The organism is Novosphingobium indicum (assembly GCF_014645195.1).
GTDB classification, from domain to species: domain Bacteria; phylum Pseudomonadota; class Alphaproteobacteria; order Sphingomonadales; family Sphingomonadaceae; genus Novosphingobium; species Novosphingobium indicum.
The window spans coordinates 194,370-212,951 of sequence record NZ_BMLK01000005.1 but is presented as its reverse complement, the minus strand read 5'-3'; the positions used below and the strand labels follow the sequence as shown (position 1 = coordinate 212,951).

General features: G+C 61.5%; 21 protein-coding genes. 9 read left to right on the top strand and 12 right to left on the bottom strand.

The features are described 5' to 3' along the window. Positions 1-4: 4 nt before the first annotated feature. Positions 5-394: a type II toxin-antitoxin system VapC family toxin gene (locus tag IEX64_RS06980; RefSeq protein WP_188818927.1), complete on the bottom strand. Its 390-nt coding sequence runs from the start codon at positions 392-394 to the stop codon at positions 5-7. After that, positions 391-636, bottom strand: coding sequence for an AbrB/MazE/SpoVT family DNA-binding domain-containing protein (locus IEX64_RS06975; RefSeq protein ID WP_188818926.1), 246 nt, complete (start codon positions 634-636; stop codon positions 391-393). Before IEX64_RS06975 ends, IEX64_RS06980 begins: the two co-directional genes overlap by 4 nt. A gap of 231 nt (positions 637-867) precedes the next feature. Between IEX64_RS06975 and IEX64_RS06970 the strand changes: the two genes are divergently transcribed. Together IEX64_RS06970 and IEX64_RS06965 are read left to right on the top strand one after the other, a co-directional pair. Continuing rightward, positions 868-1,128 (top strand): helix-turn-helix domain-containing protein, encoded by a 261-nt coding sequence (locus IEX64_RS06970; protein WP_188818925.1) that lies wholly within the window; start codon positions 868-870, stop codon positions 1,126-1,128. Beyond that, the gene (locus IEX64_RS06965) at positions 1,125-2,348 is read left to right on the top strand and encodes a type II toxin-antitoxin system HipA family toxin (RefSeq protein WP_188818924.1); all 1,224 of its coding nucleotides are present in this window, start codon (positions 1,125-1,127) and stop codon (positions 2,346-2,348) included. The genes IEX64_RS06970 and IEX64_RS06965 overlap by 4 nt, the downstream gene beginning before the upstream one ends. A 27-nt stretch (positions 2,349-2,375) precedes the next feature. Here IEX64_RS06965 and IEX64_RS06960 read toward each other — a convergent pair whose 3' ends face one another. From IEX64_RS06960 to IEX64_RS06950, 3 genes are all read right to left on the bottom strand, one after another. After that, the gene (locus IEX64_RS06960) at positions 2,376-3,188 is read right to left on the bottom strand and encodes a tetratricopeptide repeat protein (RefSeq protein WP_188818923.1); all 813 of its coding nucleotides are present in this window, start codon (positions 3,186-3,188) and stop codon (positions 2,376-2,378) included. A gap of 225 nt (positions 3,189-3,413) precedes the next feature. Then, positions 3,414-3,767: a type II toxin-antitoxin system RelE/ParE family toxin gene (locus IEX64_RS06955; RefSeq protein ID WP_188818922.1), complete on the bottom strand. Its 354-nt coding sequence runs from the start codon at positions 3,765-3,767 to the stop codon at positions 3,414-3,416. Next, positions 3,767-4,039, bottom strand: coding sequence for a type II toxin-antitoxin system Phd/YefM family antitoxin (locus IEX64_RS06950; RefSeq protein WP_188818921.1), 273 nt, complete (start codon positions 4,037-4,039; stop codon positions 3,767-3,769). The genes IEX64_RS06955 and IEX64_RS06950 overlap by 1 nt, the downstream gene beginning before the upstream one ends. Before the next feature lie 135 nt (positions 4,040-4,174). Here IEX64_RS06950 and IEX64_RS24705 point away from each other — a divergent pair, with 135 nt between their 5' ends. Beyond that, positions 4,175-4,828 carry a type II toxin-antitoxin system TacA family antitoxin gene (locus IEX64_RS24705; RefSeq protein WP_308422591.1) on the top strand — a complete coding sequence of 218 codons (654 nt, stop codon included), beginning with the start codon at positions 4,175-4,177 and terminating at the stop codon, positions 4,826-4,828. A 54-nt stretch (positions 4,829-4,882) separates the two neighbouring features. Here the strand turns inward: IEX64_RS24705 and IEX64_RS06935 are convergent, their stop codons facing one another. Then, positions 4,883-5,455, bottom strand: a complete 573-nt coding sequence (locus IEX64_RS06935; protein ID WP_188818918.1) for a hypothetical protein — start codon at positions 5,453-5,455, stop codon at positions 4,883-4,885. 42 nt (positions 5,456-5,497) lie between these two features. On the opposite strand from IEX64_RS06935, the gene IEX64_RS06930 reads away from it, so the two are divergent. Beyond that, entirely contained in the window at positions 5,498-5,788 is a 291-nt protein-coding gene (locus IEX64_RS06930; RefSeq protein ID WP_229710122.1) for a ribbon-helix-helix domain-containing protein, read from the top strand. A gap of 246 nt (positions 5,789-6,034) precedes the next feature. Here IEX64_RS06930 and IEX64_RS06925 read toward each other — a convergent pair whose 3' ends face one another. Then, positions 6,035-6,370, bottom strand: a complete 336-nt coding sequence (locus IEX64_RS06925; RefSeq protein WP_188818917.1) for a single-stranded DNA-binding protein — start codon at positions 6,368-6,370, stop codon at positions 6,035-6,037. 1,017 nt (positions 6,371-7,387) lie between these two features. On the opposite strand from IEX64_RS06925, the gene IEX64_RS06920 reads away from it, so the two are divergent. Next, on the top strand, positions 7,388-7,582 hold the full coding sequence (locus tag IEX64_RS06920; RefSeq protein ID WP_188818979.1) for a hypothetical protein: 195 nt from the start codon (positions 7,388-7,390) through the stop codon (positions 7,580-7,582). A 182-nt stretch (positions 7,583-7,764) separates the two neighbouring features. Beyond that, on the top strand, positions 7,765-9,003 hold the full coding sequence (locus tag IEX64_RS06915; protein ID WP_188818916.1) for a DUF1173 domain-containing protein: 1,239 nt from the start codon (positions 7,765-7,767) through the stop codon (positions 9,001-9,003). A 7-nt stretch (positions 9,004-9,010) separates the two neighbouring features. Here the strand turns inward: IEX64_RS06915 and IEX64_RS06910 are convergent, their stop codons facing one another. From IEX64_RS06910 to IEX64_RS06890, 5 genes are all read right to left on the bottom strand, one after another. Then, complete coding sequence (locus IEX64_RS06910; RefSeq protein ID WP_188818915.1) at positions 9,011-9,514, bottom strand: hypothetical protein; 504 nt, start codon at positions 9,512-9,514, stop codon at positions 9,011-9,013. A 140-nt stretch (positions 9,515-9,654) separates the two neighbouring features. Next, on the bottom strand, positions 9,655-10,095 hold the full coding sequence (locus tag IEX64_RS06905; RefSeq protein ID WP_188818914.1) for a hypothetical protein: 441 nt from the start codon (positions 10,093-10,095) through the stop codon (positions 9,655-9,657). A 138-nt stretch (positions 10,096-10,233) separates the two neighbouring features. Next, positions 10,234-10,959: a hypothetical protein gene (locus tag IEX64_RS06900; protein WP_188818913.1), complete on the bottom strand. Its 726-nt coding sequence runs from the start codon at positions 10,957-10,959 to the stop codon at positions 10,234-10,236. Between the two features lie 147 nt (positions 10,960-11,106). Beyond that, positions 11,107-12,393: a YiiX/YebB-like N1pC/P60 family cysteine hydrolase gene (locus IEX64_RS06895; RefSeq protein ID WP_188818912.1), complete on the bottom strand. Its 1,287-nt coding sequence runs from the start codon at positions 12,391-12,393 to the stop codon at positions 11,107-11,109. Positions 12,394-12,408: 15 nt separating this feature from the next. Beyond that, positions 12,409-13,872, bottom strand: a complete 1,464-nt coding sequence (locus IEX64_RS06890) for an RES family NAD+ phosphorylase (protein ID WP_188818911.1) — start codon at positions 13,870-13,872, stop codon at positions 12,409-12,411. Between the two features lie 401 nt (positions 13,873-14,273). Between IEX64_RS06890 and IEX64_RS06885 the strand changes: the two genes are divergently transcribed. From IEX64_RS06885 to IEX64_RS06875, 3 genes are read left to right on the top strand one after another with little or no spacing between them, the layout of a single operon-like run. Beyond that, positions 14,274-14,612, top strand: coding sequence for a hypothetical protein (locus IEX64_RS06885; protein ID WP_229710121.1), 339 nt, complete (start codon positions 14,274-14,276; stop codon positions 14,610-14,612). Beyond that, positions 14,609-17,707 carry an HsdM family class I SAM-dependent methyltransferase gene (locus IEX64_RS06880; protein ID WP_188818909.1) on the top strand — a complete coding sequence of 1,033 codons (3,099 nt, stop codon included), beginning with the start codon at positions 14,609-14,611 and terminating at the stop codon, positions 17,705-17,707. The genes IEX64_RS06885 and IEX64_RS06880 overlap by 4 nt, the downstream gene beginning before the upstream one ends. Further along, entirely contained in the window at positions 17,707-18,339 is a 633-nt protein-coding gene (locus tag IEX64_RS06875; protein WP_188818908.1) for a hypothetical protein, read from the top strand. Before IEX64_RS06880 ends, IEX64_RS06875 begins: the two co-directional genes overlap by 1 nt. Positions 18,340-18,582: the final 243 nt, after the last annotated feature.

The window sequence follows — 18,582 nt, the reverse complement described above, 5'->3', positions numbered from 1 at the left end:
CGGATCACCTGATGACCGTGACGGTTACGCCGGCAGCGTCGGCGACCGTGCGCCACTGCTTGTCGGCGGTGAGGGCGGGAAGTGCGTCACGATGCGCGAGCGCCAGGCAAAAGCGATCGCCAAGCGACAGGCCGGCCTCGGCCGTCGCCGCGCGTAGCCGTCCGGCGATCGTGGCAAGCGCCTGATCGGCTTCGACGATCGCCATCGGCAATGGCCTCAGCATGTCGTCGACTTGATCGGCTGGCATGCCTACGTGAATGAAGTGGCTGACGACCTCGGCGTAATTGACGCTCGACATCCGCGCGTCTGCGATGGTTTCAGCAACCTTGCCCGCGCCCGGCTCATCACGGAGCAGGGCGAGCAAAGCCGATGCGTCGAGCACGACATCGCTCATTCGCCGGATTCCTCACGCCGACGGGCGAGAAAAGCGTCGACCGAAGCGTCGACATTTTTTCCGGTATACTTCTTCGCCAGAGCCTGTGCGTGCGCGATCGACTGCGCGACCGTTCTCAAGATCACACCGTCTTCGGTTTCCTCGACGAGCAACGCACCGCCGCCAGCAAGACCGAGGCGCTTGCGGATATCGGCCGGAAGGCTCATCCGACCGTTGGGAGTGATCATCACTTGCACTGTCATGGCACTACTCCTTATCAGCCCTCAGCCGGGACCAGACCGTAGAATTAGGGCACTTGTCGCACTTTATGCCATAATTAGAAAAATGTGTCATGCCGTTTCCTGTAGGTCAGGCTTGCCCTGCGTGTGTCGGCCATTGAACCCATTTACCCCATAATCAGATGATGGCTCGGCTTGCATTATATATGAGGTATATATCTTGATTCGTTCATAATTGCCTAGTATATCGTGCAAATGTTGGATCTGGCCACTCTCGGAAAATTGATCGCGCAGCACCGCAGCACGCAGCGGCTGACACAGGCCGAGCTTGCCCGGCGCGCGCGTATTGGGCGATCGACGCTCGATGCGCTGGAAAATGGCCGCTTGGCGGAACTGGGATTCGGCAAGATCGCACGAATTCTGTCCGCGCTTGGGCTGACCTTGAAGCTGGGTGAAGCCAATCGGGGACGGCCAACCCTCGAGGACCTTCTCTCCGAAACGGATGATCAGGCATGACGATCAAGGTCTGGACCGATGGCCGAGGGGCAGGTCTGCTCGGGGCCAAGGGGGCAAGGGGAACGGCGTTCGCCTATGCCTCCGGGGCCGGGTCGGCAGACGCGGTGTCAATCACCATGCCGGTGCGCCTTGCCTCATGGGACAGCGAGTTCGGACTTGCCCCGATATTCGAGATGAACCTGCCCGAAGGCGTGCTGCGGGAGCGGCTGCGCATGGCTTTCGCAAAAGCCACCGGGACATTCGACGACCTCGACCTGCTTGCGATCGTGGGGCGCTCGCAGGTGGGCCGGCTGCGCTACACGGACGAGCATGCCGAACTGGATCAGGCCGTCCCGTTCCAGTCGGTCGACGAGCTTCTGGCCAGTCGCCGGGACGGCAACCTGTTCCAGTATCTCCTTGAGCGGTTTGCAGCCTATTCGGGCGTGAGCGGAGTACAGCCCAAGCTGCTCATCCGCGACGAGGTCGCCTGGGGGGCAGGGCCCGAGGCAGGCGAGCGCACGAGCATTCAGGGCGCGACGCACATCGTCAAATTCTGGGAAGACCAGTATCCACAGCTCGCTGCGAACGAGTTCTTCTGCCTCAAGGCCGCAGAACGTTGCGGCCTGCCGGTTCCACGTTTCCAGCTTTCGGACGACGGGCGCGCGCTCGTCATCGATCGGTTCGATCTGCGCAGCGACGGGCGATACCGCGGTTTCGAGGATTTTTGCGTCCTCAACGCACGGGCGACAGCCGAGAAATATCGCGGCTCTTACGAAACCGCTGTCCTCAAGCGGTTTCGCGAATTTGCCTCGCCCGACCAGGTCGCGACGGGTTCGGAAACGATCTTCCGGATGATCGCGCTCAATGCAGCGTTGCGCAACGGCGACGCGCACCTCAAGAACTTCGGGATCGTCTACGACGATATCGAAGGAGAGGTGGCGCTGGCGCCGGTCTACGACCTTGTCACCACCACGGCATATATTCAGGCTGACCAGATGGCGCTGACGCTCGACGGTTCGACCAGGTGGCCAACGGAGAAGCAATTGCTGGTATTCGGCACGAACCGGCAGATTGGATCGCCCGCAGCGATCAAGGCCATGCTGGGCGCGATCGCCGAAGCAGTGTTCGAGACAATGGCGCAACTGAAGCGTCACATGCATGCGGAGCCGGAATTCGAGGAGATTGGCACCCGGATGCTGGCGCAGTGGGAAGAAGGAATCCGGACCAGTTTGGTCGTCTAGCAGTTAGCTACATCGGTGGGTTGCCCGCTAGTGCAGGGTTTCGCCATCGCGGTTCTGTGCAGGTTCCTTGGTCATTTGCTCGCCCAGCCATTCGATCGAACCTGGGGCACGAAGCCATGCAAAGCCTAGCCTCTCGGCGTACCACGCCGCTTCGCTCTCTTGCCTTGGCGAGTAGTAGTCTGACAGCGCGTACCACGATTTTTGGTCAGCAAGGTACCGCGCTACATGGCGGTTTGAGAGAATGGCAGTGGCGGCGGACTTCCGGGCGGTCTCGCTGTCGCCATTCTCCTTGAAGGCGAGCAGCACGCGGGTGAATTCCAAGAACGTCGAAGTCTCTTGCCCGTGTTCGACGAGCAAACGGCGGGCGGCGGCATCATCGTCCATCCACATCAGCCAGGTCAGAAGAAGGTAACGCAGGCCTTGATTGTCGTTCGGGTTGAGTTCGAGCATTTCGTGCAAGTGGCCAATTGCTTCGTCGCGCGAACCGGAGAACCAGAGGTCCTCGGCTAGGGCATAGCGTGCTCGCATATAGGGCCGGGTCTCCAGAACGAGCCAAAAGTTGCCTTTGTCCTCGGCGAAGCTGCGCTCGCCGATGGCGAGTTCTCCTGCACAAACCGCACGCATGAGATATTCGCGACGCGCTTCCGGGCTCAGATTGCGCAGATTGGAGAGTTCGAGCCAAGCGTCAGCGCAAAGCGGAGAAATGCCGAGCGCCTTGCGCGCAAACATATTTCGGCGTGCTCGGTCAGGTTCCTCGACAGCGTCATAGGCAAGTTCTTGTGCCTGATAGAGCTCCTCGCGGGAACTGCCTTTGGCGCCCGTGCGGACGAGTTCACGCATTCCCTCGCAATCTGGAAATCGGACGAGGTCCGGTCCGGACGATGATTTTGCCCTGCGCTCATTCAAGGTTGCCACAACCCCAATGCATACATCTTGTCAGAGTAAGTCAATCAGATAGTTCCGACAAACGGGCGAAGTCGTCTTGTGATTCCAAGAGACCGGAAGAGCCCCTGCCGAGGTGCCGGCACTAGATTGATAATACTTCTTATGTTAAATATCAACGGGTTATGCCCGCGAGCCGTGCTGGAGAAGCCGGCGTTCCAGCAAACTGGCGAAGTCGCGGCGGCTGTCGGCAACAACCGCAATCGTAACCAGATCACCTTGGGCCGTATAGATGATGCGATATGGCCAGACCGAGAGCTGCCGCCAGTCAGTCATCCCCAGCGCGTCCAGTTCCGGTGGGACTGGCCCACGCAAGGGATACTCGATCAGGCTCTCGATGGCATCGTAGAGCGTGTCGAGAATCGCATCGGCTCCGTCCGGACCGCCGGCCCCGCGCTGCTTCAGACGGTGATTGTAGATCGCCTGCAGGTCGCCTTCGGCTTCTGCCGCCAGCTGAATGCGGATTGGCGTCGACATCAGCGCGCCGCGCGCGCCCGAATCCGATCCTTGAGGCCTTCGAGCGGCTGAACGCGGCCTTGCGCCATATCGTCGCGCGCCATCGCGAGAAGCTTGAGGAGCGCCAGCAGTTCCTGGGTTTCCGCATAGCTCGCGACATCCTGCAGGACCGCTTTTGCCTCGCCATTCTGCGTGATCACAAGCGGCGGTGCGCCGTCGGCAAGGTCACGCATGACTTCGGCGCTGTGGGCTTTCAGATAGCTGATCGGCTTGACGCGGGTTTCGAGGCCCATTGCCCACTCCATACCATATTCAGTCTAAATATAGTCCAACATCTGCAAAACGCAAGCTGTGCTGCCGTCACGCGTTGCTACGCAAGGTCAGGTAAATCCAGCGGCGGCAGTCCGGTCGAGATAGCATTGGACCCGATGGCTATATCCATGCCGGACGAGCTCTTCAGCCGTGGCGTCGCCGAACGAAGGCAGAGCTTGCGATCGGTACCAGGCATAGGCTGCCTGAACGCTCCCGGCCCATGGAACGGCCCTGTCGATAATCCCGCACATTTCGGCGAGGCGTGTTTGCTCTGTGATCCCACGCGCAAAGGCATGTGGCGGAAGTCCAGAAACAGCAGCCAGTTCGGACATGGTGATCCGAAGCGCAGCCGAGAGTCTGCCGGGCGAGACACCATGTTCGTCGGAAACTTCACTCAGAAAGGCCGACGTGCTCATGAATTTTCCCGAACTCCGGCTATAAGCGGCCTGCAACGCGAGCCGCGCGATGATAGTTGGGGGAAGGATATGGCCAAGTCCGTCGAAAGCAGGGGTCGCCCGGTCTCGATCCGGATGACCGACCACGACTTCGCACTCATCGATCGCGCCGCCAGCTTGCGAAACTGTTCGCGAGCCGATTTCGTTCGGGAAGCAGCGGTACGTGCGGCCGAAGACGCGCTGATGGAACAGCGACTCATCCGGATGAGCAACAGAGGATTTGGCGCGTTCGTCGCAGAGCTCGCTCGGCCAGCGCAAGCGGTTCCGCAGCTTGTAGAGATACTCAAGAGACCGGCACCTTGGGACAAACGTTGAGGATAATCGCACTGATCGAATGACCCCGGAAGCGCCGGAAGCTGTAGCCGAAAATCACGCCGCAAATAGCTCACCCTGTCGCGGCATCCGTGATGGCGAAACCGTCGGCGCCGATGCGGGCCTACGCAGCAGGCGCAGCACGGCGGGCTTGACCACATAGACCGCATGGCGCCCGCCGCCGCGGTTCTTGTGGTTGGTCGCATAACCCGCATAGTGGCGCGTTACGAGACCGGCGCGCACGAGATCCGATGTCGCCCGGCTGACATTGGCGCGGCCAACCGAGAGGACCTGTTCCTCGACCGCAGCCTCGATATGAGGTTCGTCGATCTCGGGCCGACCTGTCAGCTCGTCCTTGAGGCCCGCCTCGACGCGCTCTCGCAGCGCAGCGCGTCGCGCGGGCTGCTCGCTCATCGGCAGGAGCTGGGTGCAAAGCCAGTCGCGCAGCAGGACCGGCTCCCCTGCCCCGGCGCTAGACGGACCGGCCACGAAGGGACCCGCCTGCCCTCGCCCGTCGGCCACTTCGGCAATGAGCTGGAGAACCAGGAAGGCATAGCGCGGCCGGTTCGATGCCTCGGCCAGGACCGCGTAGATGCCTCCAACGCCTGAAATCTGTGCCTGTCGTTCCATGGATCAGTATTGAGCACAAAACGTGAATCCTGTGAATCCCTCTTGACCCGAAAGATGTCGTTTGTCGCTTGTGACACTTTGCCTGCGGGCGCGCAGGAAGTCTCGCCAACCGGGTGGAAATTCCTATCATGCCCCAGGAGATTCGAATTTGGGGCATTCCGTGGCCAAGACAACGACCCGCTGGACTGTTCGAAATTCATCGAGGAAGCCGTCATCTGGCGGCTGTTCGATCTGACACTCGACGAAGCAAGGACAGGCTTCGCCGATATCGACCCTGAAAGTCTTGAGACTCTGATCGATGAGGCAGTATTCGCTGCCCGTGGTCGTCCCTGACACTCTATCCGCGGGCAAAGTGTCACGAATGACAGCGCCGGTCTCACCACACCGGTCAGGCAAGAAAAAGGGGGCCGACTTGCGCCGGCCCCCGTGGAAAGTTTGGGAGAGGATGCCTGAAAGGCAGGGCCAATATGGGTTGCACCCTGCAATGCTGCAAGTGCGAAAACATCGCGCGCTATTGAATATTGCGTACACGGCTGAAGCGGCGCTGCCCGAAGGACAGCGCCGCCTCCTGGCCTGGCGTCAGAGGAAAAGGACTTCCTCGGCGACGATCTCGACCGCGTAGCGCTCGATGCCTTCCTTGTCGGTCCACTTCGAGTAGTGGAGGCGGCCCTGGACTTCGACCAGATCGCCCTTCTTCTTGTGCTTGGCGACCGAGGCCCCGAGCCCGTTGAAAGCCGTGATGCGGTGGAATTCGGCGAGGGTTTCGGTGTAGCCCGCTTCGTTCTTGACCGTCTTGCCATCGACCAGCTTGGGGCGATCGGTGACCAGCGTGAAGCCGGTGATTTCGGTCTCGCCGGCATGGCGGGTTTCGGGCTGGCTGGCGATGCGGCCGATCAGAATGACGAGGTTCTTCATGGGTAATCTCCTGCTTGAATTCGGCGGAACCGCCCGCCGATGAACACGATCGGCGGCGCGCAAAGGCCCGGGCTGCACCGAGCGCCAAGCATCGCGCAGGCGTGAGGGAAACCGGCAAAAGCGAGGAGTGGTGCGGCAAGCCCGCAAGGGCTTCACGGTCCGCTGCCTTTCCGGTTGCCGGCCGGGACGGGCGCCGCAGGGTTCATCGGCAAGGAAGGGCGGTTTGCGCCAGTTCAGGCAGGTTGGAGGACGGACATGCAGCTTCGTTTCTGATCGGGCACGTTCTTGCCTACCCCTGCCCCCAAGGGGACAGGGCCGGTCACGGCTGCGTGGTCGCGCATTTTGAGTTGGCGAGGCGCGCGGGAGAAAAGATCGGTGCGGGCCCAACCCCCACCGCTTCCCACCGCGCTGGCGCGGCCAGCCGGGGGATGTCGCTTCCAGGGCCCGATGGCGGTCTGGTTAGAGGTCCAGCCTGCCGACACATCGACAGAGAACCGTTCGAGGGAACGCAAGGCCGTGATGGAAGTCGCAGGAGTCAGCTCCATGATGGCGGCGACGGCGGCATTGCCCACGGGTAGCGCTGCTCCTGCAAGCAAGCCCCCTACCCTGCGTCCAACCGTACAGACAGCATGCCACGTCTGCCCCACGCTCCCTGGCCCCGATCGTCACCCGAAGGGCCGGCATCCATGCCGGCGAGCTTGGGCGGGCGGCGGCGCGCCCAGCGTCGACGCGCGCCCTAGCGAGTAGAGTGGGTCGCCCCCAGCCCGCGCGGGGCGCGGGCGCCGGGGTGCCCCTCCCCCTGCCCTGTCTCGATCCGCATTCCTGACATCAGCGGCCAGAGCACAAGATCTTCCCCTTCGCATTCCGCGCTAGCGGAACCGCTGCACCGCAGGACACCAGAGAATCGTCCGGAGCGTCAGGCTCGACGCCCTGGCGGGCACAGGGTAGATTGCCGCGGAGCGGAAAGGACCCCTCGGGGCCGATTCCGGGCAGTGAACCCCGACAGGAACGAGACAGATGGCAAACGATCCTCCCATGCCCACTGCGCTGCAGGTCGCCGAGGCCGTCGCCAGGGTGCTCGGCGCAAAGCTCGCTGACCTCTCGGCGGAGCGGATCGACCTCGACCGCGAGGAAGCCGCGCTGTGTCTGGGGCTCGCCGAAGGCGTGATTGACAGTCTCAAGGCCGAAGCCGACGACGCGGAAACTGCGTGAACCGGCAATCGCCCAGCCCTTTATGGGCACTGCCGGAGGCAGGCCTCCCAAGGCTTGCCGCCGAGCAAGCGTGGGCATAAACTGAACCCGGCGGGTCCATGCGGGATCCGCATAACCAACAAAGGAGATGCGCGAGAGGTCGAACGGGCAGCGTCGATCGCGAGGAATTGGAGAACTCACCCATGATCCAGCGATACCGTGTGCTCGGGCAAGTCGTTCCCGAGGAAGAACGCCTGCAGCCCCTTCTGGCCGAAGCCTATGCGCGCAAGCTGCCGGTGCTGTGCGAATGCCGGCCCGGAACCGAGCTTCCGCTCTACATAGCCCACCGCAATGAGCGCTACGTACTCGCGCGCTGGCCCGGCTCGGGCGCGCGCCACGCCACCGCCTGCGACCATTACGAAGCCCCCGATCACCTCACCGGCATGGGCCAGGTGCGCGGAAGCGCCGTGATCGACGACGAGAAGAGCGGCGAGACCAGCCTCAAGCTTGGGTTCCCGCTCTCGCGCGGTGCAGCACGGCTTGCGCCCGCCGCGCTCACCAACGACAAGCCGACGGTCAAATCGACCGGGCAGAAGCTCACCATGCGCGGGCTGCTGCATGTGCTGTGGGACCGCGCTGAGCTCACCCACTGGCATCCGAAGATGGCGGGCAAGCGTAGCTGGTTCATCGTGCGCCGCGCGCTTGTCGAAGCCGCCACCGGCTGCAAGGCGAAGCAGGAGGCGCTGCCCCATATGCTGTTCGTCCCTGAGACCTTCCGGCTCGAGGACAAGGAGGACATCCGCGCCCGCCGCCGCGCGGCGCTCGAGCGGGTCTACCGCTCACCCGACGAAATGATGGTGGTGATCGGCGAGATCAAGGAGATCGTGCCCGGCCATGGCGCCGAGCGCATCGTCCTGCGCCATGTCGGCGACATGCCCTTCGTCATGAACCCGGACATGGCCCGGCGGTTCCACAAGCGGTTCGCTGGCGAACTGGCGCTGTGGCAGGCGCAGGACAGCGTCAGAGGCAACGATGGCCATCTGGTCATCGCCGGTTCGTTCGCGCGCCGCCGACAGGGCACTTTCGATCTGGTCGAGGTCGCACTGATGCCGGTGACCGGCGAATGGATGCCCTACGAGACCAGCGACGAGCGCTACCTCATTGCCCGCGCGGTCGCCGACAAGCGCCGGTTCGTGAAGGGCCTGCGCGTCAATCTCGATGCCGAGGCGCCAATCGCGAGCCTGGTGCTCAAGGACACCGGCGAGCAGGCCACCGCGATCCATATCCATGACCGCGACACCGAGGCCGGCGAACCGCTCGAGGCGCTGCTCGCGAGTGAGGGTGTGGCCCATGTGTTCTGGAAGGAAGGCGAAGCCCTGCCCCAACGCGTCGCCCGGCCACGCCGGGGTCCAGCGCCGAAGCAGGAGCAAGTGCTCGCCTGAGGTACGATCAGTCGAGCTTGTCGCCAGGTCCGCGGCGAGGATGGAGGTCGAACCGGCGACCACCGCGCGGCGCGGCCCGCAGGGCGGCAAGCCGCGCTTCGACCCGGGCGGGATCGACGAGAACCTCGATTCGGTCGAGGCTGACGATGGTCCAGACCGCCTCATCGGGATGTCCTTCCATATGCACCGACCAGGCCAGCGGCAGCTTGTCGGGATAGAGCCAGAGCAGCAGCAACGGTAGCGCCGCCAGATTGGGCACACCCTCCTCGTCGGCGATGGCAAGCTGGCCCGCGACGTGATCGAAGCGGGCATTGAGGCCGAGCGGCATCGGGTGGCCGACGATCCCGAGGATCGTGTCGCGCGCCTGCGGGCCGAACAGGCCGTCGAGCTCGGGACCCGGCTCAGCGGCGGGGTCGCTGGCGAGATCGTGAAGGAAGACGAGCACGGCGACGAAGCGTGCGGCTTCCTCGCGCGTGCAGGCAAGCTCGAGCGTGAGCCGGACAGGAGGCATGGCAATGTCCTCGGGATTGGCCGCACGGGCCCCTGCCCCGCAGCCGGAGGCGCGGGAGCGAACGGAGCCGGCGGTCAGAATGGGACGTAAATGCGGCGGCGTGGTCGTGCCCGCCACAAGCGGTCAGTGGTGCTTGCCGGTCAGGCGATGACCAGCGGCGGGACCGTGATCTCGGCTTGCGCCATCGCGCGCTTCAGCTCGCGCAGCCGCGTGAATCTGTTGATCCAGGACGGCGGGAAGAGGAGGTATTCATCCTCGCTCGCCGTGTAATCGCGCATGGGCCCCGAGCCGTCGAAGACGACGATCTCGGGCAGAAAGGCCCCGAGACATCCTCCCGACCAGCGGCGGAACACGAGGCCGTGTTGGGCGCAGAATTCGTCGATGTCGGGAATCTGTCCGCCGTTAAGCTCGGTGCCGTAAAGCTCGAGCGGTTCGCCCTCGACGATGGCCGCCGGGTCGAACGGCTCGCCGTCCCATTCGACGCGCAGGTCGTAGCTGTCGGCAATGACCGCGAAATCGGCAAGGGCCTCGCGCGGCATTGTGCCGCCGATGGTGATGTGAACTGGGGCTCTGTCGCCCATGGCCAGGTCCTTTCACGTTCGGTTGATCCGACCGTGAAGACCCCCCTCCCCCTCCCTTGACCGGTTCAGGGAGGGGATGGCCGATGGCCAGCCTGTCCGGCATGCGGCGCCAGCCGCAGGAAACGGCACCCCGAGAGCTCAGTGCTGCGTGACAGGAGCCAGATGCGCATCGGTGTCGAGCTTCAAGGCCTGATGCCAGATCGCGGTCTTGAAGAAGTGCTCCTCGCGCTCAAGTCCCTCGCCTGTGCGCACCTCTTCAAGCAGGCCCATCCAGCATAGAGGGCGCAGCACATGGATGGACAAGGCCGCCCTGGTGCGGATCGCGTCAAGCAGGCCATCCGACTTGTTGTGACCATAAAGCACCTCGCACAAGCGATCCTTGCTCAATCCGCGCTGGGCTTCGACGTTTATGACATTGAGGAAGATGTCCCAGTTGCCGAAGGGTCGGTCGCCGAAGCGGGTGTAACCGGTGTGGTCAGTCGCAAACAGGAACTGCCGGGCAAGCAGTGTCCACAAGACGGCAGGGTCAGCGCGCAATTGCCGAGCGGGCCGGGTCATATGCAATGCGCCCTGCCTGTGCCGGGCGAGTCGGGTGCTCAGCAGCAGCTCGTGCATGATGGCCAGCGGCGGGAAGTCATCTTCGTTGAGCACTTTGTTGACGGCGTAGAGGTCTTCGGCCGTGTACAACGGCCATGCGAACGCTTCGGCCGCCCATTCGACGAAATAGCGCTTGAAGGCGCGCGATGGAGTCAAGCCGATCGGGCCGTTTGCATCGATGTAGTCGAGGGTCAGGCAGACCGCCCGAAGCATCGGTGACAGGCGCCACAGTGCCGAAGGATCGGTGGGCTGGTGGAGTGGAATCATGCGGGGAGTTATCAGGGAATTCGGAGGAATTGGGAATGGATGGCTACGCCGACGGAGCAGCCGTTCCCGGTAAGAAGCCAGTCCACTGAAACCTGCCGTTCGCATCACGATGGGTCAGTTCACTACCCACCTCGAATTGCGCGAGCTTCATTGGTCCCAGAGCGGCTTCAGGATTTCACCACCCGCTCGCCGAAGTCCCACACAATCCAAGCATAGCCGCAGCGAGGGAACGCCGGGCATCATTTCTGCGGCATTGACCAGCAAATAATCCTCCGCCGGATCGCCGCAGGCGGAACAGACCTCAAGCGACTTCATGTGGTCGATCGATAGCCGGGCGATCTGGCCGAGCGCGGGCTCGACGCGGTCGACGATAGAGAACCATTGGTCCGAGTGCGGCACTATCCGTTCGAGATTGTTCTTGGCATCGTCGGGGAAGTGGTGCCGGAGCCAAGCCAGCGCTGTGTCTCGCCGCTGGTCATTGTGCACGAGCCGCTCATATAGCGCCACGAGCTCCGCGGTCGTCTGCCGACTGATGGCGCGCAGCGCCCCTCTGTAGTGAACGAAATTGACGGCATAGCGCAGGCCGCCTGTGTGGAATTCCCGGATCGTGCCGATGCAATAGTCGCGCAGATCGTCGATCGTGGAGACCGTTGTCAGCGCTTCCATTTCGTCCTGATCGTAATGCCAAGGGTTAACTCGGAAGTCAGTCTTCCAAAGCTCGAGATATCCGGAGTCCCGATAGGCCCTTGCGATTTCGTCATCCCATTCCGGGCGAGTTTGCACCAATTGGTCGAGATCGTTGAAGTTCTCGATAGTGGAATCGAGCCGCCGTGCCGCCTCCAAAATCGCGTTCTGGCTCTCCTGCATTTCCGCGATCGGATTGGGCCGCGCGGCCCAAGCGGCGATTTCATCTGCCGAAACCGGCTCGGTCACGTCTTCGAGCTCGATAAGTAAGGTGCTCCGGCGCAGTTCATCCGGCGTGCAATAATCCGCATCCGCGACGAGCCGAATGCCGGCATGGGCATAAGCCCGCGCGACAAGGCGCGAACAAAATAGCTGGCGATTGCGCGGCCCTCGGTCGGTGAGGACCGATCTCGCGGCCTCGATCTTCGAATAGCGCGTGCCGATCTCGGAGCGCGCGAAGTCGAGGACGGCGTCAAGCCGGGCCGCCCTCAGCGGTTCACGCAATCGAAAGACCTGCACCCGGTCATCCGCTGCGTAGAGCTCACGCTGGATATTGTGAGCCTGGACGCCGAAATCGGACGAATCGATGATCGAGCCACTCTGCACGCAGATCATCGCATGCGACACCGCGCCTTTGCTCGCCAGCCGCACCAGCCTGCTGGTCTTGCCCGCATCGGCTGTCAGCACGATGTCTCCGGGTTCGAGCAGCTCGACCTTGATGCGCTTCATGTGTGGGGCGGGCTCACTCATCTTGGCGACCTCGCCTCAAAACGGAAGTTCGCGCTTTTCGATACGGTGCCGGGAAACCTCGAACTCGTCGACATCGAACGTGACGCCCTTGACGTGATGCACGCTCACTTGCGCGGTATCGATCCGCAGGAAATCTTCTCGAAAGTCCGCGTCCTCGTCGAAAAAGTGACTATGCGGATCCGTCCTCGAGGAAGTTCCAAAAAAGCCGTGATCTTCCTCCTCTGCGTCGGCCGCTTCTTCCGGCTCGGGAGGCGTTTCTTCCCAAACCCAGTAATCGGGCTCGGGTCCGTCCTCGGTCTCGTCATACTGGCGTGCACTCAGCTCCGTCCCCTCTGGAAATTCCAGTTCCGTGACTTTGGACGCATGGTTGAAAAGCACGACATTTTGATGCTCGCCGGGGCGCTGCACCGAGCGGAAAAGAATGCCGTCGAGCCCCGGCGCTGGGCGCCTCGCAAGATAGTCTGCGATCATCTGGGTGATCAGATATTCGGTCGGCTCGTCATCGGGCATGACCGGCATGGTTATGCGATCGCTCAACCGTCCGAGGAACTTGGCGAGCGCAAGCTGTTGGACATAGGCGGGGTCGAAAATGCTGCCTTCGGCATAGACCGAACGAAGGGCCTCCACATCGAGCAGGCGCGCCGGGCAAACAAGCTCGAACCGGCCGACCAGTGCGCGGCTGCCCACCGGCGGACGCACCTCGGCCAGCGCGACCCCCGGATCGGACGCGCCGTAGAACACCGAAATACCATACGCGTTCATTCGCCCGGCGCGGGCAATCCGGCTCGGAGGCGGTCCCAGATGGAGGTCGGGCCGGACGAGGGCTTGGTCCAGCCCCTCACTGTCATGGAATACGCGCGCTCGGAAGAAGCCTCGGGTCTCGGCTTCCGGTCCCGCGGTAACGATCACCGGCCGGCCATCGCGCGTGGTGCGCCCGTCGAGATCGGCGAAAATTCGGCTCAGGAATTCCTCGGCTCCGTGATTGAAGAAACGGGCTTGTGACTTCAGTGAGCGCTCGATGGCCCGGAATTCGAACGCGAATTCGTGGTCCGCAATTGCCTTCTCTTCGTAGTGGCTGTCGGCGTCGAACTCGCATTCCTCGCCCATCTGCGCGGACTCGAAATCCGAATATTGTTCCTCGAGAATGTCGAGCACGTCCTGCGCCGGCTCTTCGTCGATCGAGGCTGCTTCCTCGATTGCGTAAAGAACCGGCTCGCCATGCCGTTCGAAATCGTAAGCCAGCTCTTTGTCGCGCAGGAGCATGGATTCGTACATGTCCGGGTCGGGAGAAGTTCGGTAGTAATGCCGCTCGAAGGCGCCATCGATATGAGCGGCCAAGTCCTCGATCGGGATGCACGGCTCCTCGTCGTCCTTGCAATAGCTGCAGGCCGCGACTTCGCCGTCGCGTTCGATCAGCTCGCTGAGATAGGCATCGCCCACGCAATGATGGCAGATATTCCGGTCATCGTTTTCAGGCACATCTCTCCGTCCTGTCCAGCCTCAACATAGCACCCTCATTTAGTTAGATTGCTGAGACGGGCCAGAATTTCAATGTGGATAGGCGCGATCAGTTTCGCATCTGCTTGCCAATGACTGATATGGGCCGGTCTAGCAAAAGATACAGCGCTCGATTGTAACGTAGATGCTATGAAGTCGCTGGCGACCATTTTAGAACAAACCAGATACGATCACGGGGTTAACCCCGCATTGATCTGGGGGGCATTCCCATCTAATGTGGAAAAATGCTTTACACGCAAAGCCAAATTCGGGAGCTGCTCTCCATCTCAGTCGACGCCCTGCGAACTTGGCGGGACGCCATCCCGGCATTGACTGCGCATAAGGGACACGCGCCAAGCTTCACACCTGGGGACGTCGTCGCAATGGCGATCATCGCTGAATTGATTAAAGATTTTGGCATGCGCGTCGGCACGGTTGGCGACCGCTTCGATCAATTGCTCAACGAGTGTCACGGTAGGTCATGGCTCTCACTGGAAGCTTGCGCTGTTCTGATCGGAGCTGAGAGCATCAGTCTTGTTGACGCCGGTGCGCCCTCGCGTCCGTCACCTGACTCTTCGACCTTGTACGTTCCATGTAGACAGATCGTGTCGCGCTTGCGGTCGGCACTGACTGCTAACGAAGCTGAACTTGCTCAAGGCTATCTGCAGTTCCCCCCCACTGCCATCGGTTCGCAAACCGAACGACGTGGAAGACGAGCATGACCGACACTTTGGCATCCACGTTAACGCCGGAGTGGAAAGACCGCTTGGGGCTTACGCATCGGCGCTCCCCTGAACTCTACGAGTCGGCGGATGCAGTCAATGACGTCCCGCATGCGCCGGCCATCCGAGCAGCGCTCAATGACATGGGCGTTTCAGCCATCTTCTGCGTCCAAGGCGTCCCCACGGTCGCGATCCTGGAAGCCGATCATTATGATCGTGGTGCAATAATCGACCTGCACGGGTCGCTTTGGAACCAAGGCCTGGCAAGCCTGTTGCTGGTCATCGCAGAAGGTACACTCAGAGCGTTTTCGCTTGCTCGCACACCGCTCAATGATCCGGGTGAAGCTTTTGAGGCCCGTTGCCTGATCGATAGCCTTAGCCTGACAGCCGAAGCCTTGAGATTTCAGAATCTCATCTACGGTGTGGAATCCGGACGTCTCTGGAAGGACTACGGCGAGTATTTCCCCCCAAAAGAACGCATCGACCAGGTTCTCCTCGATAATCTGAATGCGTGCCACGACCTTCTGCAGAAGGCCACGCTCGCCCCCGATGCGGCGCAAGCCTTACTCATACAGACGATGTTTATCGCCTATCTTGAAGACCGGGAGATCGTAACGCCAGCCTATTTCGCTGCTGTCTCCGGCAAAAGAGTCGAGAGTTTCTCGGCGTTGCTTGAAACGGGCGACATCGATCTCTTCCGATCCTTCTTCACAACGCTCCATGCGGATTTCAATGGCGATCTGTTCGTGGCACCTTGCTCATTCGAGCCCCTGGGCGATACACCCGAAGTTGCTCCCGCCCATCTGACGATCCTGGCGCGGTTCCGGTCAGGCCGCGAAGAAATGGCGCATTCAGGCCAGCAGCGGTTTTGGGGCTATGACTTCCGCTATATCCCGATTGAATTGGTCAGCGCCGTTTACGATCGCTTCCTGGGTGAGCGCGAGGCTGAACGCCGCGCCAACGGCGCCTACTACACGCCCATGTTCCTCGCGGACACCATCGTTTCACAAGCCTGGGAGATGTTGCCGGATACGACACGGACGACCGGAAGCTTCCTGGACCCCGCTTGCGGTTCGGGCGTTTTCCTTGTCCGCTCGTTCCAGCGGCTGTGTGAGCACTGGCGCGCCAAGCACAAGACGCAAACGATTTCCTGGAAGACGCTGTTATCCTTATTGAGCCAAATCCATGGCTGGGATTTGAACAGTGGGGCCGTTCGGGTCGCGGTATTCTCACTCTACGTCGCCCTTCTTGAGGAGGTGTCGCCCCGAGACATCCGTAAACTCATCACTAGGGGAAAACTTCTCCCGGAACTCTGGGGCAAGACCCTTGTCTGCCGCGACTTTTTCGAAGTGTCACCGGACAACGCCCAGTACGAAGTCATCATCGGCAATCCGCCATGGACCAGTCGGCGCGGCGCGGCACGATCGTCCGTGCAGTGGAGCAAGAAGGCGGGGCATCCGATGCCCGGCGGCGAGGACGCTTGGGCATTCAGCTGGAAAGCACTATCGCACCTCGCCGAAGGCGGGCTAGTCGCGTTCCTGTTGCCCGCTATGGGATTTTTGCACAACCACGCCCAAAACACGATTGAAGCCCGCGACGCGTTTTTCCAAAAATCTCAGGTCCGCCGCATCATTAACTTCGCGGATCTCCGTTTTCAGCTTTTCGAGAAGGCCCATCGCCCTGCTGCTCTGATCATTTACGGCAGCCCGAACCCAGATTGTTTCCCGTATCGTTTCGATTACTGGGCGCCAAAGGCCGACCTCAATCTCCGTATCAAGCGCGTCATTACGCTGAGCAACGCCGACAAGGCCGCGCTGGGTGTGGGTGCAGTTCTGGACAACCCGCTGATCTTCAAGCAGCGCCTTTGGATGCGCGAGCCAGACGCCAAGCTCTTTGGTTACCTCGCGAGGCTGCCCAAATTGGGAGCTTTCGTCAGCGATTACGGCAGCCTGAGCCGTCGCCGCGAAGAGCCGGGCGATCGCTGGGTTATCGGGCAAGGGTATCAGCCTTTCAATGAGAACAGCGAAAGCAACGCCCCGCCGCTCGCCAGCGAGTATGTTGGCCGACTGCCCGACCTGCCAATTTCAGCCTATTCACGCTTGGCCCAGACGGCAGAGGGCTTGCAGCCAGCCGGGTCATCGACGGTTCGCAGGCGCGGATTCGAAGCCGGATTCGATGGCCCTCGCATCCTTATCCCGAGAGGTGTCGAGACGTCGCAAAACCGCCTTCGGGCGGCTTACTGCGATCAGCCCCTGACCTTCCAGCATATCTTCCAAGCGATCGTTGTGCCGAATGGCCAGAGCGACCGTGCGAAGGTTCTGACAGCGATACTCAATAGTCGCATCGCGGTCTGGTACGCCTTTCATGGCACCGCTTCGTTCGGTTCGGATCGACCTGAGGTCCAACAGGCCGACCTCCTGCGATTGCCTTTTCCATCGCCCGACGATGTCCCCGATCGAACAGCGGCTGCTCAGGCGGCCCGTGAGCTGATTGCGATTGTCGACGAAGCACGCGAACGCTCCAAAGCACCCTTCTCGATACAGGTCGAAGATGGCGAGGTCCTTCGGACAATCGATCGGCTCTCATACAAGTATTTTTGCCTATCAGCTGATGAAATCGCTCTGATCGAAGATACTGTTGAGACGATACTGCCTGCACTTCAGCCCCATGAGGGCCACTATCCAAAACTGTGGGGCGCCCCGGGTGAACAGCAACGGGCGCAATACGCTCACACACTGGCAGCCAGCCTCGCAGATTGGTTCAAAGGAAAGAGGATCGATGCGCGACTCGTCGCTCGTGGCGCTGACCTGGCGATACTTCGTCTGCGTCTGGGCGGCCACGAAGACTATGCTGAGGACGTGACCGGCGAACTCAGCGACGTGCTTGAGCAACTTGCAGGTCACATTCACAGACCTCTCGACGGCAATTTCCAGCTCATGCCGGACCTCCGCGTCTTTGTCGGTGACTGCCTTCACCTCATCAAACCCATGCAAATGCGCTTCTGGCTGCGATCCACGGCGCTCGCCGACGCTGACGGAATAGCGCTCGACCTCCAGCAAGCAGCGGCCCTGCCGCAACAGGGAGGCGTCGATTGATGCTCATCGGCGATGCGCAGGGGTGGCTAGACAACTTCGTTTCGTTCGATGATCGCTTTCTGGAAAGGGTCGCGGCGGCGTGGCCGGTCTGCATGGCGCTTCTGCAAGAACAGCCAGACGAGGATGCTATCACTATCAACCTCGTTGATCACCTCGCCAAGGACGCGGTGGTGCGTCGGCTGTGCCATTGGGTCGAATATCAGTTTGAGCCCTTCGGGCTTGCGACGGACGGGTCGAAATACAGCAAAGGCATCATCGACCTCGCCGTGCTCTTCGACTGGGATCGGGAGAAATACCTGGCCTATGAGTGCAAACGGCTCAACGTGATCAATGGCGGAAGCCGCAGTTCCTTAGCTACTGTGTACGTCACTCAGGGCATGATGCGTTTTCTCACCGAGCAGTATGCTGAGCAGCTGCCCGTTGGGTGCATGCTGGGGTATGTGCTCGACAGCGACGTGCCCTTTGCGCAATCCCGGATTACGGACGCTATTGGCAACCATATTCCTCTCGCACTGACTGTGGGACCTACACCGCTTGCCGGGATTGAATCGATCGCGCGCTTTTTCACAAGACACACCCGCCCAAGCGGATCTCAAATTGAACTTCGCCACGCGCTACTTCCAAAACCGTGAGCAGACGCGCCAACTGCCTTACGTCCGCTTTGCGGCGCTCCGCGCACGATGTCCAATGTCCGAAATCAAGGCGCAAAGCCGTCAGGCCAGTCTTCCGTTCGCAACGTCCGCTATCCCAATTTTCGTTCCTAAGAGGAGTTGATCCGGACGCCCCCCACCCCAACCAGTCGACCCCTCGAAATTCTCCAAAGCCTCGCCTGCAAATGAAGAGGCGGAACGCCGGGCGGGGTGTGTGCCGGCGTT

Bases quoted from the DNA above. Each gene is read 5' to 3' on its own strand.
- IEX64_RS24705 (WP_308422591.1), top strand. From the start codon at position 4,175: ATGGCTATATCCATGCCGGACGAGCTCTTCAGCCGTGGCGTCGCCGAA.
- IEX64_RS06875 (WP_188818908.1), top strand. From the start codon at position 17,707: ATGCTCATCGGCGATGCGCAGGGGTGGCTAGACAACTTCGTTTCGTTC.
- IEX64_RS06900 (WP_188818913.1), bottom strand. From the start codon at position 10,959: ATGATTCCACTCCACCAGCCCACCGATCCTTCGGCACTGTGGCGCCTG.
- IEX64_RS06915 (WP_188818916.1), top strand. From the start codon at position 7,765: ATGATCCAGCGATACCGTGTGCTCGGGCAAGTCGTTCCCGAGGAAGAA.
- IEX64_RS06895 (WP_188818912.1), bottom strand. From the start codon at position 12,393: ATGAGTGAGCCCGCCCCACACATGAAGCGCATCAAGGTCGAGCTGCTC.
- IEX64_RS06885 (WP_229710121.1), top strand. From the start codon at position 14,274: ATGGCGATCATCGCTGAATTGATTAAAGATTTTGGCATGCGCGTCGGC.
- IEX64_RS06910 (WP_188818915.1), bottom strand. From the start codon at position 9,514: ATGCCTCCTGTCCGGCTCACGCTCGAGCTTGCCTGCACGCGCGAGGAA.
- IEX64_RS06935 (WP_188818918.1), bottom strand. From the start codon at position 5,455: ATGGAACGACAGGCACAGATTTCAGGCGTTGGAGGCATCTACGCGGTC.
- IEX64_RS06920 (WP_188818979.1), top strand. From the start codon at position 7,388: ATGGCAAACGATCCTCCCATGCCCACTGCGCTGCAGGTCGCCGAGGCC.
- IEX64_RS06960 (WP_188818923.1), bottom strand. From the start codon at position 3,188: ATGCGTGAACTCGTCCGCACGGGCGCCAAAGGCAGTTCCCGCGAGGAG.
- IEX64_RS06925 (WP_188818917.1), bottom strand. From the start codon at position 6,370: ATGAAGAACCTCGTCATTCTGATCGGCCGCATCGCCAGCCAGCCCGAA.
- IEX64_RS06955 (WP_188818922.1), bottom strand. From the start codon at position 3,767: ATGTCGACGCCAATCCGCATTCAGCTGGCGGCAGAAGCCGAAGGCGAC.
- IEX64_RS06980 (WP_188818927.1), bottom strand. From the start codon at position 394: ATGAGCGATGTCGTGCTCGACGCATCGGCTTTGCTCGCCCTGCTCCGT.
- IEX64_RS06970 (WP_188818925.1), top strand. From the start codon at position 868: ATGTTGGATCTGGCCACTCTCGGAAAATTGATCGCGCAGCACCGCAGC.
- IEX64_RS06975 (WP_188818926.1), bottom strand. From the start codon at position 636: ATGACAGTGCAAGTGATGATCACTCCCAACGGTCGGATGAGCCTTCCG.
- IEX64_RS06905 (WP_188818914.1), bottom strand. From the start codon at position 10,095: ATGGGCGACAGAGCCCCAGTTCACATCACCATCGGCGGCACAATGCCG.
- IEX64_RS06965 (WP_188818924.1), top strand. From the start codon at position 1,125: ATGACGATCAAGGTCTGGACCGATGGCCGAGGGGCAGGTCTGCTCGGG.
- IEX64_RS06950 (WP_188818921.1), bottom strand. From the start codon at position 4,039: ATGGGCCTCGAAACCCGCGTCAAGCCGATCAGCTATCTGAAAGCCCAC.
- IEX64_RS06880 (WP_188818909.1), top strand. From the start codon at position 14,609: ATGACCGACACTTTGGCATCCACGTTAACGCCGGAGTGGAAAGACCGC.